This window comes from Loktanella atrilutea (genome assembly GCF_900128995.1).
In the GTDB taxonomy this organism is placed as follows: Bacteria; Pseudomonadota; Alphaproteobacteria; order Rhodobacterales; family Rhodobacteraceae; genus Loktanella; species Loktanella atrilutea.
Map to the genome: position 1 here is coordinate 1 of NZ_FQUE01000026.1, position 15,772 is coordinate 15,772.

Annotated in this window: 16 protein-coding genes and 1 pseudogene; 9 read left to right on the top strand and 8 right to left on the bottom strand. The window is 55.7% G+C overall.

Features of this window, described 5'->3' with window-relative positions:
* Positions 1–297: 297 nt before the first annotated feature.
* Together BUA54_RS19860 and gad are read right to left on the bottom strand one after the other, a co-directional pair.
* A complete protein-coding gene (locus BUA54_RS19860) occupies positions 298–2,094 on the bottom strand; it encodes an aspartate:alanine exchanger family transporter (protein WP_245810833.1) in 1,797 nt (598 codons plus the stop codon).
* Positions 2,095–2,170: 76 nt separating this feature from the next.
* Positions 2,171–3,553, bottom strand: coding sequence for a glutamate decarboxylase (gene gad / locus BUA54_RS19865; RefSeq protein ID WP_072858988.1), 1,383 nt, complete (start codon positions 3,551–3,553; stop codon positions 2,171–2,173).
* 578 nt (positions 3,554–4,131) lie between these two features.
* Here gad and BUA54_RS19870 point away from each other — a divergent pair.
* The gene (locus BUA54_RS19870) at positions 4,132–4,635 is read left to right on the top strand and encodes an SOS response-associated peptidase (RefSeq protein WP_143155557.1); all 504 of its coding nucleotides are present in this window, start codon (positions 4,132–4,134) and stop codon (positions 4,633–4,635) included.
* A gap of 163 nt (positions 4,636–4,798) precedes the next feature.
* On the opposite strand, the pseudogene BUA54_RS21090 reads toward BUA54_RS19870, so the two are convergent.
* Positions 4,799–4,906 (bottom strand): annotated as a pseudogene (locus BUA54_RS21090) (transposase); the annotation flags it as partial.
* Positions 4,907–5,035: 129 nt separating this feature from the next.
* On the opposite strand from BUA54_RS21090, the gene BUA54_RS19875 reads away from it, so the two are divergent.
* Positions 5,036–6,064: an IS110 family RNA-guided transposase gene (locus BUA54_RS19875; RefSeq protein ID WP_072858989.1), complete on the top strand. Its 1,029-nt coding sequence runs from the start codon at positions 5,036–5,038 to the stop codon at positions 6,062–6,064.
* A 708-nt stretch (positions 6,065–6,772) separates the two neighbouring features.
* Positions 6,773–7,360: a LabA-like NYN domain-containing protein gene (locus BUA54_RS19880; RefSeq protein WP_072858990.1), complete on the top strand. Its 588-nt coding sequence runs from the start codon at positions 6,773–6,775 to the stop codon at positions 7,358–7,360.
* A 323-nt stretch (positions 7,361–7,683) separates the two neighbouring features.
* Here BUA54_RS19880 and BUA54_RS19885 read toward each other — a convergent pair whose 3' ends face one another.
* Positions 7,684–8,418, bottom strand: a complete 735-nt coding sequence (locus tag BUA54_RS19885; RefSeq protein ID WP_072858997.1) for a Crp/Fnr family transcriptional regulator — start codon at positions 8,416–8,418, stop codon at positions 7,684–7,686.
* Between the two features lie 155 nt (positions 8,419–8,573).
* On the opposite strand from BUA54_RS19885, the gene BUA54_RS19890 reads away from it, so the two are divergent.
* The 3 genes from BUA54_RS19890 (at position 8,574) to BUA54_RS19895 (ending at position 10,762) form a co-directional block, all read left to right on the top strand.
* Complete coding sequence (locus BUA54_RS19890) at positions 8,574–8,828, top strand: hypothetical protein (protein WP_072858991.1); 255 nt, start codon at positions 8,574–8,576, stop codon at positions 8,826–8,828.
* A gap of 117 nt (positions 8,829–8,945) precedes the next feature.
* Positions 8,946–9,185 (top strand): hypothetical protein, encoded by a 240-nt coding sequence (locus BUA54_RS21095; protein ID WP_143155559.1) that lies wholly within the window; start codon positions 8,946–8,948, stop codon positions 9,183–9,185.
* 158 nt (positions 9,186–9,343) lie between these two features.
* On the top strand, positions 9,344–10,762 hold the full coding sequence (locus BUA54_RS19895) for a sensor histidine kinase (RefSeq protein ID WP_072858992.1): 1,419 nt from the start codon (positions 9,344–9,346) through the stop codon (positions 10,760–10,762).
* Between the two features lie 30 nt (positions 10,763–10,792).
* On the opposite strand, the gene BUA54_RS19900 is transcribed toward BUA54_RS19895, so the two are convergent.
* On the bottom strand, positions 10,793–11,170 hold the full coding sequence (locus BUA54_RS19900; protein WP_072858998.1) for a response regulator: 378 nt from the start codon (positions 11,168–11,170) through the stop codon (positions 10,793–10,795).
* A gap of 299 nt (positions 11,171–11,469) precedes the next feature.
* Here BUA54_RS19900 and BUA54_RS19905 point away from each other — a divergent pair, with 299 nt between their 5' ends.
* On the top strand, positions 11,470–13,563 hold the full coding sequence (locus BUA54_RS19905) for a sensor histidine kinase (protein WP_084114700.1): 2,094 nt from the start codon (positions 11,470–11,472) through the stop codon (positions 13,561–13,563).
* A 224-nt stretch (positions 13,564–13,787) separates the two neighbouring features.
* Positions 13,788–14,108, top strand: coding sequence for an H-NS histone family protein (locus BUA54_RS19910; RefSeq protein ID WP_072858993.1), 321 nt, complete (start codon positions 13,788–13,790; stop codon positions 14,106–14,108).
* A 249-nt stretch (positions 14,109–14,357) separates the two neighbouring features.
* Here BUA54_RS19910 and BUA54_RS21790 read toward each other — a convergent pair whose 3' ends face one another.
* Both BUA54_RS21790 and BUA54_RS21795 read right to left on the bottom strand, forming a co-directional pair.
* On the bottom strand, positions 14,358–14,666 hold the full coding sequence (locus BUA54_RS21790) for an SOS response-associated peptidase family protein (protein ID WP_281250666.1): 309 nt from the start codon (positions 14,664–14,666) through the stop codon (positions 14,358–14,360).
* Positions 14,663–14,920 carry an SOS response-associated peptidase family protein gene (locus BUA54_RS21795; RefSeq protein ID WP_281250667.1) on the bottom strand — a complete coding sequence of 86 codons (258 nt, stop codon included), beginning with the start codon at positions 14,918–14,920 and terminating at the stop codon, positions 14,663–14,665. Before BUA54_RS21795 ends, BUA54_RS21790 begins: the two co-directional genes overlap by 4 nt.
* A 326-nt stretch (positions 14,921–15,246) precedes the next feature.
* On the opposite strand from BUA54_RS21795, the gene BUA54_RS19920 reads away from it, so the two are divergent.
* Entirely contained in the window at positions 15,247–15,462 is a 216-nt protein-coding gene (locus BUA54_RS19920; protein WP_072858994.1) for a hypothetical protein, read from the top strand.
* Positions 15,463–15,520: 58 nt separating this feature from the next.
* On the opposite strand, the gene BUA54_RS19925 is transcribed toward BUA54_RS19920, so the two are convergent.
* The coding region (locus BUA54_RS19925; RefSeq protein WP_143155560.1) for a CBS domain-containing protein at positions 15,521–15,772 on the bottom strand (252 nt) is incomplete at its 5' end.

Below are 15,772 nucleotides of genomic sequence, written 5' to 3' on the forward strand. Positions count from 1 at the left end.
CGAACCTCCGGTGAATAGCGGTTGGCCATCTTGCTCTTTTCCATGACTCTCATCCTTCTCAGGTTTCAAGTCTCTGGCAAACCCGGCGCGGTTCACTGGCTGCTTCCGCGATGCCGTCGCGTCCGGCCCATTGTTGCCGTTCGCCACGTCTTTATCTTGCCGAGGTGCCGCCCATCGAAGTGGTCGTTCGTCGATCGAACAGCATTCTTGAAGAAGGCAGCGCCGGTGAGCAGAGCTAAACGGCTTTCGCTGTCTTTAGAAATTTCTTGATCTCAGCAAGCTCACCGGCAAAAATAGTTACGATAAGATCATAGAAAAATATCCCCCAATCAGTGCCAAGACTGTAGTCAGGGCATAGGCGACTGGGTAGGGGACAGCGGCGACGGAACTTCCTGATTCTTCCATGATCGCGTTCAATCCCGGCGTGCTGTTTCGCGCGCCTGTGGCGGCACCGTCAGAGATGATCGAATTCAAACCGAAGAGTCGTATTCCGATCCAGAAAGCGATGAAAGGTGGGATGAGCGCTCCCGCCAATCCAATAAGTCCAAGCCACAAGATCGTATCACCGTCAAGCGCAGAGATGACTTTTGGCCCAACATTCGCTGACAGGACCGCGACGAAGGCGTTCAATCCGAAATCCTGAAGGAAACTGCGTGCGCCTTCATGGACGGGACCACCAAAGTTGGGGTTCCTGCTACGAAAATAACTCACGCCAACGCCTGCCATAATAACCCCGGCAGATGTGCCGAGTGCAAACGGAATGCCCGAAATGGTGACGGTGATTATTCCCACGAGATAGCCAACCAACATCGCTATGGCCAGATACAGAACTTCAGATTTCATTGTGGGCAGAATTAATTGCCCTCCAAGTTTCTTTGCTATGCTGCGAAGTGCAATGTCGGGCCCGGTTAGTCGCAACACATCGCCAAAACGCACATCACTTTCTGGACCAAGTGGCAGTTCTGTCCCAGCGCGAAACAAAGCCTGCACCGCAACGCCGCCCGACATGATATGGCCCAGCTCCGCCAAGCTCTTGCCACTGTGTTCGTGGACACCAATATGCACGTCTGCCACTTCCAGAACAACATTTCGTGCGATAGAATCGTCGGATTCCGGACCAATCAGTTGGCCGTCCGTGAAAATCAGATCATGAATGTCTCCGCGCACCGTAATGATGTCACCATTTACCAAACAGGTATCAGGGGCCATATCCAGAACAACGCCGTCGCGCATAATCCGAAGAACAGGTGCTTCTGGATAGTCAGCCGCCAGTTGCAGGAGCGTGCGACCAACAAAAGCGTCGTGTACGACGACAAAAGCGCGCAAATCGTAAGGAGAAAATCCTAAATCGAATGCGCCAGGAGCGCCGGGAACAGGGTGGACAGCGCCACCGCTGAATTCCGTTTCCGCCAGTTTGGCGTCCGCTTTGGCGTCGCGACCGAAAAGGCGCGGCAAGTAGCGGATCAGCATGATAATGCCGACCGAGGACAGGATGTAGCTGATTGCATAGGCCGCCGCCATATTGGCACCGACCTCCTCGATACTCATGCCTTCGGGGGGAACATAGGCACCGCTGGCCAGCGCGCCCTGACCTACACCGAGAATCGCGGTGATCGTATAGCTGCCTGAGATAAGTCCCGTAGCATAGCCGGGCGCGAGACCGACCGACATGGCGCCGAAGTAACAGATGACCCAGTTCAAGCTCCATACGATCAGGCCGATGGTTACAAATGCCACCCCCCCCTTTCGCAGGCCCGAGAAGAACTGTGGTCCCACCTTGAGCCCAAGGGCGTACATGAACAACAGCAGCATGAAGGAAGACAGTATCCCGGGGATCGCATAGGTAATGCCGTAGGCTGCCTCCGCAATCATCGACAAGATCACACCGACAAGCAGCGTGCCCGCTGTGGATCCAAGAGATATCGTCTTGAAGCTTATTTTTCCGACCAGCGTGCCAAGGGCAAGCGCAAGCAGAACAAAAGCAATCGGCTGCTTATCCAAAAGCTCAAAGAAGCCATGCAATCCTGCTTCGGTCACGGGCTGGATTGTGTCGAATATTTGCCCCACGACGCCACCGACCGTCGTATCGGTCATCGCTTGGGCCGCAGCAGGGCCTGCCAATAGCATTAAGGAAATACATGCACCCTGGCAGACAATTTGCAGGCGGCTCCTATCCATGATGGAAACCGACTTTTGCAGTCGAATTGGGGATCGGGTTCGCCGTCAGATGTTCAATCGCGCGCTTCATGTCGTCGAGCAGGAGTTTCGCAAGATCCCGGCTGACACCGTGGCGTATCAGTATGCGCTGAACGACCGTATTATTACGCTTTGAGGGCAACGGATAGGATGCAATCTGCCATCCCCGCATCCGCACGCGTTCCGACAGGTCATACAGGGTGTAGCCGTGATCGGCGTCCGTCAATTTGTAGGCGACGGCAGGAAGCCCCCCGTGCCCGTCATAGACCATTTCGAACGGTCCGAGTTTGGCAAGCTCTGTGCCCAGCCATTGCGCAGTGTCGGAGCAGGCCTGTTGGACCGCCGTATAGCCATCCCGCCCGAGGCGCAGGAAATTGTAATATTGCGCGATGATTTCTCCACCGGGGCGGGAGAAGTTGAGAGCAAAGGTCGGCAGATCGCCGCCAAGGTAGTCGACGTGAAAGATCAACTCTTCGGGGAGGTCGTCCTTGGAGGCCCAGATCGCCCAACCGACCCCAAGGGGGGCCAAACCATATTTATGTCCCGATGCGTTGATGGATCGAACCCGTTTGATCTGGAAATCCCAGACAAGATCGCGCTGGATAAAGGGCGCGATGAAACCACCTGAGGCCGCATCCACATGGATCGGGATGTCAAGCCCGAGATCGCGCTGGATTGAATCCAGCTCGCGCGCAATTGCTTCTACAGGTTCATAGATGCCCGTGAAGGTAACGCCCAGTGTTGCCACGACTCCGATCGTGTTCTCATCGCAGTATTTCCGCAGATTTTCAGGCCGAAGTCCAAGGGCATTACCCTCCAACGGTACTTCGCGAATTTCGACGTCGAAATATCGCGCGAACTTATGCCAGCAGATTTGCACGGGTCCGGTAACGATATTTGGCTTGGTGATATCTTTACCTTCTGCTTCCCGCCGCGCGCGCCACTTCCATTTGAACGCGAGGCCACCGAGCATAGCCGCTTCGCTCGAACCGGTGGTCGAGCATCCGACGGTGTCCCATGATTTCTGGGCATGCCACAGGTCAGCAAGTATATGAACGCACCGGTTTTCCAACTCTGCGGTTTGGGGGTATTCGTCCTTGTCGATCATGTTCTTGTCGATTGCGTCAGCCATAAGTTGCCTGACTTCATCCTCCACCCATGTCGTGCAGAACGTCGCGAGGTTTTGACGCGCATTCCCGTCCAGCAGCAACTCGTCGCGGATCAGAGCATAGGCGGCACTTGGTTCAGTGCGGCCCTGCGGCAAGCGATACTTCGGAAGGCTGTCCTGCGAGGCTTTGGTCGCATATATGTCCAGCAGGGTGGACTGGTCGCCAAGGTCAACGTGATGGATAGGCATGTTATCGCTACTCCAGAGGTCTGTTTACCGGTAGCGGAAAAGCCGCTTCGGTTGTGATCGAATAGACCGCGAATTATGCGCGCCTTTCCGAATTTTCAGGTGATTTGGCGGTTGATTTACTACCAGCCGACACGGCGTTCCGGCACCTTGCTGGGACATCGAATCCAGATGAATTTTGGAGGGCGGCGTAGTTCAAAAGCACCTTTACCTGTCTGCCCCTATCATGGCTGCGTGAAGAGCGTGGATCTAATTTGCGCGCCACTTGCTGTAATGTGGAAAAAGGTTGAAATGGGAACAACAAGTCAGTCGATACAAGGCACCCGAAAATTGTGGGGGCGCGTTGCTCGGCGTCCGCTTACCTGGCACTGCCAAGTTCGATTTGCGGTAGTGGCGGATGTCCGTAGTCGGCCCTCAGTGTCGATCACTCAGATCGGGCGGGGCCGGTTTGGCGCAATGTCCGCTCCCACGTCGAGGTCGGGACGTGTTCGCCTCTGCAGTGAAAGTCCGTTATGGCCCCAATTGTCGGCGTGAACGACGATGGCGCACGCTGGCTCCGAACGGCACACTGAGGCTTCGTCATGCCGCAAGTGTCAAAGAGGACCGGTAAGCCGATCCAGCCAAAGGCAGTGAACAACGCGCGAAATGACAAGCTGCGTACGTCGGGTTTTTGGCGGAACAGCTTCGAGGAACGACGCTGCCTCATCCCAGCGACAAGCTTCTGCGAAGCGAAGGGCCGCAACCCGGCGACCTACGTCTGGTTTGGCGTGACAGGGGATGACGCGCGGCCGCCCTTTGCTTTGGCGGGCGTCTGGCGCGCCTATACCGGCAATTATGGCGGCGGCGAGCTGCGCGAGGTGATGACCAGCTCCATGGTTACCTCGACACCGAACGAACTGTTGCGAGAAACTCATCCGGACCGGATGCCGGTGATCCTCGATCCCGCGGACTACGCACAGTGGCTGATGGGCACGCCCGACGAGGCTTTCACCTTGCTCAAGCCATTTCCGTCGGAGCGGATGGTGATCCATCAAAGCGGCGAGGATATGAAATCCGACCGCGGCGGATTGAGGACTGCGGAATAGCGACCGGTCGGTCGGACCATCACCCAGAAAAAATTATAACTCCTCCACCAGCGTTCGGAGACTGAAGCAGTCAAACCAACGCTGGCGTTCGCGACGCGGATAGGGTGATGTCGGTTCATGGCCCTTCGCTCGGGGAGGGCGTGACCTGCGTGCCAACGCGGGGATGCACGCCGAACCGGCTCGTCAACTCCGAGACCGTCGCCTCGCCTTTCAGCGCCTCCAGCGCCACCTTCGCCTTGAACTCAGGGGAATGTTGCTTTCGCTTCGTCATCTTCGATCTCCTCCGGCGTGAAGATCAGCAGACAGCAATTCAGATGGAGTGGTTGCCGCCCTCCCCAGACGGCATCGCAATGTGCCAAGGTCGTGGTGTTCAACGCCACGCGCAGAGGAGGACGGCGAGATGAAGAATATGATGATCGGGGTCGATCTCGCAAAGAATGTTTTCCAGGTCCACGGTGCCCTTCCAACGGGGGAAGTCCAGTTCCGCAAGAAGCTGACGCGGAAGCAATTCCCAGCCTTCATGGCGCAGCAGAGGCCCGGCATGGTAATTTTCGAGGCATGCGGTAGTGCACATTTTTGGGCCCGTGAGATGGAAGTGCTTGGGCACGAGGTGAAGCTGATCGCACCGCAATACGTGCAACCGTTTGTGAAGCGGCAGAAAAATGATGCGGCCGATGCTGAGGCGATCGTCATTGCAGCGCGCCAGCCGGAGATGCGTTTCGTGGATCTTAAGACAGTCGAGCAGCAGTCATGCGCAGCGGTCTTCCGCGGCCGGGAACGCCTGGTGCACCAACGAACCGCGGATGTGAACGCGTTGCGGGCGCTGCTTTATGAGCACGGCTATGTGTTTCCCGTTGGTATGTCCCACCTCAATCGCATGACGGCGCTTGTGGAGGATGAGACCGTCAACTTGCACGCGCTGATACGGGCGGAGTGCCTGGACCTGCTTGTGCAGATTGCAGAGAAAACCGCGCGTATCATTGAGCGCACCACGAAGCTCAAGACGCTGGCCACTCAGTCAGACAGAGCACGCCGGCTCCAGACAATGCCTGGTGTTGGGCCGCTGACAGCCGTTGCGGTCGAAGCGTTCGTTCCCGACATGGCTCAATTCAAGACGGGGCGCGACTTTGCGGCTTGGCTGGGCCTTGTGCCCAAGCAACATTCTTCTGGAGGCAAAGAACGGCTTGGTCGCATGACCAAGGCTGGTCAGGCTGATATTCGACGTCTCCTGATCATTGGTGCAATGTCACGATTGAACTGGCTTGGACGGCGCACGATTGTGGAGGGCAGCTGGCTTTCACGCATGCTGACGCGCAAGCCCAAGATGCTGGTCGCGATCGCGCTGGCCAATAAGATGGCCCGCCAGATCTGGGCGATGCTGACAAAGAACGAAGATTACAGAGATCCGGCGATGGCGGTCGCAGCATGATGCTCATGTCAAGCTGCTAGCGACGGTGCCAAGGGGGGGTGTGAGAAGACGACGACCTGAATGGGCAAAACGATCGAACAGATCCGGATTGGGGAAACCAGGTAAGCTCACTGAGCATCAAGCTCGGAAGTCAGATTTGGACCTGATCCGCTGATCACCATCCTGGTCCGTGGCTTTTGGAAATGCCGCATCTTGAGGCCTGACAAAAGTTCGCACTCGATCACACGCCAACAGGGTCAAAAACTTCTTGCATCACGGGCGGCAACCACAAAAGAGCTTACGTCAGTGTCTAGTTTTCGGGGGGCACCTCAGCCCCAGAGGTTCACTCCAAACCCGATCACTTCTGGGAGGAAATCAGCAGTCCGGCTTGCTATCCGGGTAAGAACATGCTCGAAGCTCAAAAGTATCTCGGGCTGTCGAACTACGATTTTCATGTAACAGCCCACGAAATTCGCACCACGCTGAATGTCTGCAGTATGCCTCGTAAAAATGCTGACGCATTCTTGGCGATCATTGAAAGCTAACGCAGCAAGTCTGTGGATCCCGTTGCGATAGAAGCAAAGGCGGCCTGACATCTTTAAGTTCGCAAACTGTGCGAGAGGGTGAAATACCAAATCAACCTCTCGGCTGTTCAAACCATCATTTGAATTGATCGCCATAGTCTACATTCGTCTCTATCATCCGTCATTTTTCATAGGGACATAAGATTTGTTTCACAGCAACGAGCGTCTTGCAGTTTTTATAGACGGTGCAAATTTTCATGCGACGGCAAAAGCACTTGAGTTTGACATAGATTATAGACTCCTGCGACAGGAATTTATGCGCCGTGGCAAGTTATTGCGCATTTCCTACTATACTGCACTTCTTGATAGCGATGAATACTCACCGATCCGGCCGCTCGTTGACTGGCTTGATTATAACGGATTCAACGTAATCACGAAACCAGCAAAAGAATTTATAGATTCATTGGGGCGGCGTAAGATCAAAAGCAATATGCATGTCGAACTGGCAGTGGGAGCAATTGAAATAGCACCGTATGTTGACCACATTGTGATTTTTACCGGTGACGCTGATTTTTGTCCACTCATCAAAAGCTTGCAGCGCAAAGGCGTGCGCGTGTCCGTGGTCTCTACCATCCAGAGCCAGCCCCCAATAAACTCAGACGTGCTACGCCGCCAATGCGATGATTTTATCGACCTCGATGATTTGCGTGACGTAATTGGACGCCCTCAGCGTGAAACACGGAGTTCGCAAAGTCCGAGACCAAAATCAACAGTTACAATTGAAGCGCCGTGAACAGCACATGATCCTGCTGATGACCTGAATGTTCGACTGATAGCCTCGTCGGCAAAATCTTTTCAAAGTTAACGTATGTTAGCGGTAGGCCGCCGTTTTGGTGTAATTACCATATTGTTCACTGCAATTTACACGTAGTTGCAATGGAGCAGGACGGCGGCGGCCGAATGCGATTTGTACTGACTATTTAGACGCGAACGTAAGTTAAAGATTTCGACCATATATCTGTTCCGACAAAAAGCCGCCGCCGAACCGCACATCCAAACTGAGGTTCAATTAAGCACTTAAAAGACCAGGGACCACAACAGGCTACTGATGGCTGATTACAATAGAAGAGGACCGGTCTCATCTAGATACGCCGTGTAAAAACCTGCCAATTTCACTAAACCTGCATAATCGAGGAACTTGACCTGGCCGTCCCTGAAGCTGACCAACCCCGCTTCTCTGAGATCGCGTAGCACACGATTGACATGCACAGAACTTAATCCCAGCGCGTCTGCGAGGTGGTACTGTCTCAGCGGGCACGCATATCCTGACTTGCTTCCCAGCCCAACGAGCGTCAACCGTGCGCCCAGCTCTAACAAAAAATGTGCCATGCGTTTACTTGCATCACGGCTACCGAGCCGGACAAGATGTTCGACCACCATGGCCTCATCACGAGACGCGACCCAAAGAATGGCTGTGGCTAGCCTCGGGGTGTTCGTAAAAGCCTCGAGGAGATCTTTTTTAGGGACTTCGGCAGCCAGAATGTCGACGATCGGCTCAAAGCTATGGTCTGACGTGCGCAGCAGAACACTACGCAACCCCAGGAAATCGCCCGGTATCTGGAAGTCGATGATCTGGCGTGTGCCGTCTGGCTGCAGCTTATAAGAACACACCCAACCCTTCGCCAGAATATAGGCAGACTGTTCAGTCTCTCCCTCGTGGACCATCTCCCGCCCGGCCCCGAAAGACCGACGCTTTTGGTGCAGTCGCGCGAGAACGGCGAGGTCACCATCCGACAAAGCAACGAATGCTGCGAGCTTTTTCGTGAGAGGACTGATCTCAGTGGCGTGCATGCATGTCTCCGGACAGTGTAACGCATATTCGATAAAACAACCCTGCGTCCTGATCTCGATCAGTAAGACCGACATTTAATCATGACATAGTTTCCGTGTCGCTACGGACGCGTCCGGTGCTCCGACGACCTCATGCACTGAAGGACGAACCGCAGATGAAAGATGATACCACGGCCTCTGATCACGAAAGATATTCCGGCATGGCAGCGCTTACCATTTGCGAGGCGCTCATGCTGGCATTAAATGATCACAATATCCTGCCGGAAAAGGAGTTCGTCGGTATTCTGCAAGACGCTGCAGACGCACATGAAAATGCTGTCGGCCTCGACGGCGACAAGGAAATGCACGAGCAGGTCGCTCGACTTATCAAGGGCATCATTGCGGGTGGCAACTCGGTGCGCAGACCGTGATATGAGGCCAATCGGCCTCGTTGTCCGGCTCGAAAATCACCAGGATGGATATATCGCCGCCTCTGGTGTCAGTCTTTTAAGGACCGCCAGCCGATAACGGACAAGGAGCTCCAACTGATGATTGTGCCCTCAGTAAAATATGTCACCCGGACACCTGAACCACGACCAGAAACGCCGATGGAGAAAACGACGCGCGAGGTCAGAGAGCGGCTGGACGACGAAGCACAGAAGCGAAAGGCAAAAACGATGCGCCTGCGTGCAGCGCGTCTCGAACGGGACGCCGACGCCTCTATCGAAGTCAGTCCGGACATATCCAAGGCAGTACGGAATGCGCCGCGGGTCAAGGCAAAACCATAGGTGTTCACGGGGTTCAATTTGTGGAATAGATTTTCAGTGCAGTCGCTTAGCTAAAATTTAACATTCAGCGGCGCAGATCATCCCTCTCCAGGCTATCATCATCCCCATCGCCCGCACCACATGCGGCCAGACAGTGTCGCAAGAAAGATTAAAGATCGATGGACGATATCTCATCAACGGCTCTGACGGCGATGAACCCGTCGGAGATTGTTGCGACCCTGCGGGAAGGACTTCTCGTTTTGACGGAAGACTTGACTGTTGAGTTCGCCAGCGACAGATTTCTGAAGATGTTTCACGTCGACAAAGACGAAACGGTGGGGCGTCCTCTTGCTGGTCTTGGCGATGGCCAATGGAACATCCCTGCCCTGCTTGAGCCACTGAGAGCCGCCGTCGTCTGGGAAACGGCGTTCGAGGACCTCGACGTCGATCATCACTTTGCCCACATCGGGCGCAAGGTGATGCGCCTCAATGCCTGCAACACGGTCTGGGCGGGTCATAACGCCAAGCGCATCCTACTGGCGATCGACGATGTGACGGAAGCGGCTGACCACGCACGTGAGCTTGCCCTTCAGCGACAGCTGGCGGAAGGTATTGTTGACACACTTCGCGAACCACTTCTCGTTCTGACCGGCAACCTGCAGATTGTCGCTGCAAGCCGTGCATTCTATTTAAAGTTCAGAGTGGACGCAGAGCAGGCGATTGGCCGGAACCTGACGGAGCTTGGAAATGGGCAATGGGCCAATGCGGAGCTTGTCCGGCTGCTGAAGGAGGTGGTCCCCGAACACTCGACCCTCGAAGATTACGAGATCACTCATAACTTTCCGCAGATCGGTGTGCGGACGGTTCTTCTGAATGCGCGGAAGATCTTTCAGGAGGGGAACAGTTCAAAAACCCTGCTGCTGGCGATTGAAGACGTAACGGAGCGGCGTCTTTTGGAAGAAGAGCGCGACCGGGCTCTCGCACAATCGACCCGGCTTCTCGAAGAACTTAACCATCGCGTGATGAACTCGATGTCGATGATCGGCGCGGTGATTGCGATGGAATCACGTGCCTTGAGTGACGTCGAATGCAAAGGGGCCTTCACACGCATGCGAAACCGCATCGATGCCATCGGAACCCTGTATCGCGCCCTATCGCGGACGGGGGCGGTCGATCGCGTGGCTGCTGCCGATTATCTGAACGCGATCATGCGCGATGCGGTGACAGCCATGGAGGCGTCCCCCGGAGCGATTGAGCTCGATTTGTCGGTCAGTGACATTCAGCTTTCGACCCGCACCGCGGTGCCCCTAGGGCTGATCACCAACGAACTGGTCACGAACAGCCTGAAGTATGCATACATCGGTCGCGACACCGGCAAGCTCGGGTTGAGTATTGCCGAAACCGCTGGAGGCATCGACGTCACGTTCTGGGACGATGGATCCGGCATCGACAAGAATGCGCGCGTCGACTCCGGGCTGGGTCAGAAGTTGGTTGACGCCTTCGTCCAGCAGCTCGGCGGCGTCTTGACCCGAACCAGCGATCGGCACGGCACCCGGCACACCTTGGCAATCCAAAACATCGAACTCTCCAGAGTTTGATTTAACATACCGCTGATCGGAATGGCAGTCCTATCCAAATTGCCGAGCAATGTCATGCAAGGTGGCTGTGATCTGGCTTGCTAGATACGGCTTGGGAAAGAACGATGCCCCGTCGGGAAACGTGGACCTATCCAGTCCCACAGCGCCAGAAGCAATGATGATTACGACCGGAGGCCACCTGTCGCGGACATAGGCCGCCAGCTTCACTCCGTCCATTGAGCCCGGCATCTCAATGTCGGTAAACAGGATGCCGATGTCGGAGTGTTGATCCATCAGCGCAATGGCCTGATCCGCCGATGATGCCTCATATGTTTTAAAACCTGCCTCCCTGATCATGTCGAAAGCATCCATGCGGATGAGGGTCTCGTCCTCCACGATCAAGACGGCCGGCCGCGATTTGCTGTTCATGCTCTGGGTCGGCCTCATATGATGCTATTGACCTAAGTTAGGATGATACGCCTTAGCGTCAACGTACGAGGGGTTCTGCGGTCTGATGAGGTATCTTGTTGAATCCGCCACTGATCCCTCCTGTCGCCGCCGCGCAGGTAAACTACAACCAGTTTCGGTTCCTGAGTATTGCAACACGGGCGGCACTCCAAAATCGCATCTGAACTGCACAAGGGATCGACGTTTCCTGGTTTCTGCTGTTTGAGCAAACGAGATGAGATCAAACAAAGCGGCGACATCGCATCAGGAGCGCCTCTTGCATGGGTCACTTCGCAATTGCACTGGAGACTTCCCTGACATCCGTTCTGCGATATCTGCGCTTTCGCCCGATCTTGCGAAGTCTGGCAAACTGGGCCGCTCTCGGCCTTGCCACCGTCATCATAGCACTCGTCGCCCACCGGCTTGATCGCCTTGCCTATGCCAATCACCTGCAAAAGGTGCGGTCCGAGGCAAGCGCCAGCCTTCTCGACCTTCGGGAACGGATGGAGGTCGTAATCGATTCTCAATCCCTCGTTCTGCGCGAGCTTGCAACCTTCATCGGCGAAAAGCCTGACATAACCCAACTCGAGTTTTCTCGCCGAGCTGAAAAGATCCGGGGCGTGGACGGCGCGATGATCAGCATCGCGGCCGCACGCGATCTCGTGGTGTCGCTGATCTACCCCCTTGCCGGCAATGAAGGCGTGCTGGGTTTCGATTATCGCACAAGCGCCGAACAGTATCCCATCGTCCGGAATGTCATCGAAACGGATCGCGAGGCCATCATTGGTCCGGTAAATCTGATACAGGGTCAGCAGGGCATCGTGCTGCGTGCACCTGTCTACCTGTCGGGCGACGCGGCATCCCCTATCACCCTCGATCCTTGGGGGATCGTTTCTGTCGTCCTCGACTATCAGGCGTTCATGGAAGAGGTCGGCATCCCGGATACCGCTGCGTCCTACGACCTGTTGATCGAGGTTGCGGATGTGTCGGGTGAATACAACACGGTGTTTTTTGGCGATGCGGCGCTGAAAGACGAAAATCCAGTCACATTGGATTTTGCATTCCCGGCAGGGTTGTGGCGTCTCTATGCCTCAGGCAAAGGCGGATGGCTGCAACAGGCGCCGGCACAATTGCGGGAGCGCTTGATCATGGCATTGGCCGCGGCAGCACTTTTGACTGTGCTTGTGGTCGTTCTGCGCCTCGCTGAATCCCGCAAGCGGGCTGAGGCGCTTCTACACAACGGCATCGAAGCGTTGAACGACGGCTTTGTCATGTACGACGCGGAGGACCGCTTGATCCTCAGCAACGAGAAATACCGTGAGCTCTACAACTTTCCACGCAGCCTGCTGCGTCCCGGCACGCCATTCTCGGAAATCCTGAAAGGCGGCATCTTGCGGGAGGCACACAAACTGGACCCCGAAGGTCAGGCTGAAATCATGGAACACCGTCTGCGTTCGCGGCGCGCCGGCAAGGCCATGGATTTCGAACAGCATCTCCTCAATGGCCACGTTATCAAGGTGTCCGACCGCCGCCTTCCGGACGGCGGTTACGTCGGTCTACGCGTGGACATCTCGGAACTCAGCCATGCGAAAGCCGCAGCGGAAGCAGCCGACAAAGCCAAGACAGATTTCATGGGTGTCCTGAGCCATGAACTGCGGACGCCCCTGACCGTCATTTTGGGTGTGGCGCGGCTCGCAAACACTCCCCGGCTCTTAAAGTCATCCAAGACATTGACGGCTGCGTTGGGGGCCGACGACCTGTCATCCCCGCAAGTCAGAGTGCTTTTGGATGACGTCTTCGAACAGATTGCAGGCTTGACGGCCCGCATGGTGAAATCAGGAGATCATCTCCTCCATCTAATCAATGAAATGCTGGATTACGCAAAGGCCGAGTCCGGTGCCCTCTCAGTCCAAACCGAGGTTTGCGCAATCGCAGACATCGTGGATCCCGTCGCAGAACAGCTCATCACCCTGTCGCAAGAGAAAGGGCTGACATTTGATGTTGTCTATGCGCCCGGTACGGTCTTCGCCGATGCGGACAGAACACGGCAAATCCTGTTCAATCTCGTGGGCAACGCCATCAAGTTTACTCAAACCGGGTTTGTCCGCATCATTGTCACCACAAGTCCAGTCACAGTCGATTTCGAAGTTCAAGACAGTGGGCCGGGCATTCCCGCCGCCGAGATTGATCATATCTTCGATGCCTTCTATCAGATCGATTCAACGGCTACGCGTCGTGTAGGCGGAACAGGATTGGGGCTGGCTATCTCACGCAACCTCGCAGAGCGGCAGGGAGGCACTCTGACCGTGGCCAGCATTGCCGGAGAAGGTAGTCGCTTCCGGTTAACCTTGCCGATATCTTCGCAGGCTCAATAGCGGACGTCATGAGAGGCATGAGATGAATGCGCTCCGGGTGACAAGCCGTCCCCAGAAAAGCAACATAAGTTCTCATTCGGCTAGCGGACTACCACAATCCTGCGCCAAAAATGCTCGTTATTGAAACGCACCAAAGTGCGTTGCAATGCATTCCATTTATAACTAATTCCATATAAATAATTCGAGATTCCCAATTTGCTGGGCCAATAAGACGAGGAATAACAATGGACGATATCGATCTGGACAGCATGTCGTTGGACGAACTCAAGAAGCTGCAGAAAAATGTTGGCAAGGCCATTGATGGTTATGAAGATAAACAGCGCAAGGCTGCGCTTGCGGCAGTCGAGGCCGCAGCACGCGAAAATGGATACTCTCTCGCCGAACTGACAGGAATGACACCCAAGAAAGGCAAGGCAGTGTCGCCGCCGAAATATCGCCATCCGGAAAATCCGGAGCAGACTTGGACCGGGCGCGGCCGTCAGCCGGATTGGATGAAGGATGCTCTGGAGAATGGGCAGTCGAAAGACGATTTCCTGATCAAGTGACGTGAGCAGACGCTGCGACTGAACGATGACAGGATGGAGAACCGCCGAGATCCTATTCGAGATCGTTCTCAGCGCCTCGTCCGTAGCAGCGGCGGCTTCGGGCGCCATTGATGTGCGTCACATTGTGAAGGTCAGCGGTCGCGATCGGCCTCATGATCCGGAACGCACCAGACAGTACATCGCAAGCGCCCCTGTGCACTGCCTAAAGGATGTGCGGAAGTGAGTGTGGACTGAACGGGGATTCCGCCATCAGTCCAACCCGCCGTGGTCCGACTTCAGCCCTTTGCCGCTCTGATTGATCACCCTGCGCTCCGCTGGGACCGGCTTGAGCAATGCGAAAGCCTCGTCCGGTGTGCCTGTCCGCCAGTGCGCGTAATCGTCGGGATCGAAGATCACCGGCATCCGGTCCAGATGGGACTCCCTGACCAGTGCGTTCGGCGTCGAGGTAACCATCGAGCTCGTGACCATCTCACGCTCCTCGCCGCCACCATAGTTGCCTTTGTAGGCGCGCCAAACGCCCCCCAGGGCGAAGAGCGGCCGCGCCCCCTCCTCCGTCACGCCGAACCATCGTAGATCGCTGGATTACGGCCCTTCGCTTCGCAGAAGCTGGTCGCCGGAACCAAACAGCGCCACTCCTCGAAACTCTTCGTCCAGAAGCGTAAAGTGCGCAGCTTGTCGTCGCGGGCGTTGTTCACGGCCTTCGGCTGGATGGGCTTGCCAGTTTTCTTGGAGACCTGCGGCATCACGAAGCCCCAGTGCGCCGTCTGAAGCCAGCGTGTGCCGTCGGCGTTTACGCCTACGATGGGCGACATGCCCTTCGGGAAAATCGCGGTCAGCGGCTCCGCATTGCCGAGATCGTCGTGCGCCGTATCGACAGCGAATAGCTATCGCATTGCGTTCTTCGCCATCGTGTTGGAATAGAGGTTGCACATGCATCCGAGGATAGAGCCTTGGGGGCGCGTCAACACCTGATTTTTTGCAGTGCCATTCCACGCTCTGCCAAACCAACCGTTTCACATGTCGATCGACATGCCGGACTGAGTATAGCGATCGCGCGCATACATAGTTGAAAGGAGGAACCCGCAGGATCAGTTCATCTTGGCAGACCGGCCCGCTATCCCGACTTTGATGATCCGGTATGGGTGACTGGCAAAACGTCACCATAAACATCTCGGCTTTTACGCTGATGGCGTTTCCTGCCACCCAAATCGCTGAAGTTCAAATGAAGAACATGATAAATTGCCCGATGCCCGGGTCGATGATGGCAGGGTGCGCTGCCGCCATGTTGCTGGCGGGTGCAATTCTGGTCTTGGGCGTCTTGGCCTTGGTCAAATATCTCCGACAGCTTGGGTGAGATCGTTTCTTCGTTGCACGATGGGTGGTTCAGCTTGATCCGACACAACGAGGGGCATTTAGCCAAGGCTTGACCGCGCCAATGCGCTGATCAAATCGGTCCGCGTCACAATGCCCACGATACGCCCCCGTTCAAGAACCGGGACCGCATCGACGGCTCCATCCGCCATCTGGGGCAACAACGCTGACAGTGGTGTCGCCGTCGTTGCCCGAGGGCCGCCGACGCTCATGATCTCCGCAGCTTTCACTGGTGTTTTGCGCTGACGATCCAGCAAGCGCGTCATCGCCGAGCCAAAGCTTCGGTTCAGGCG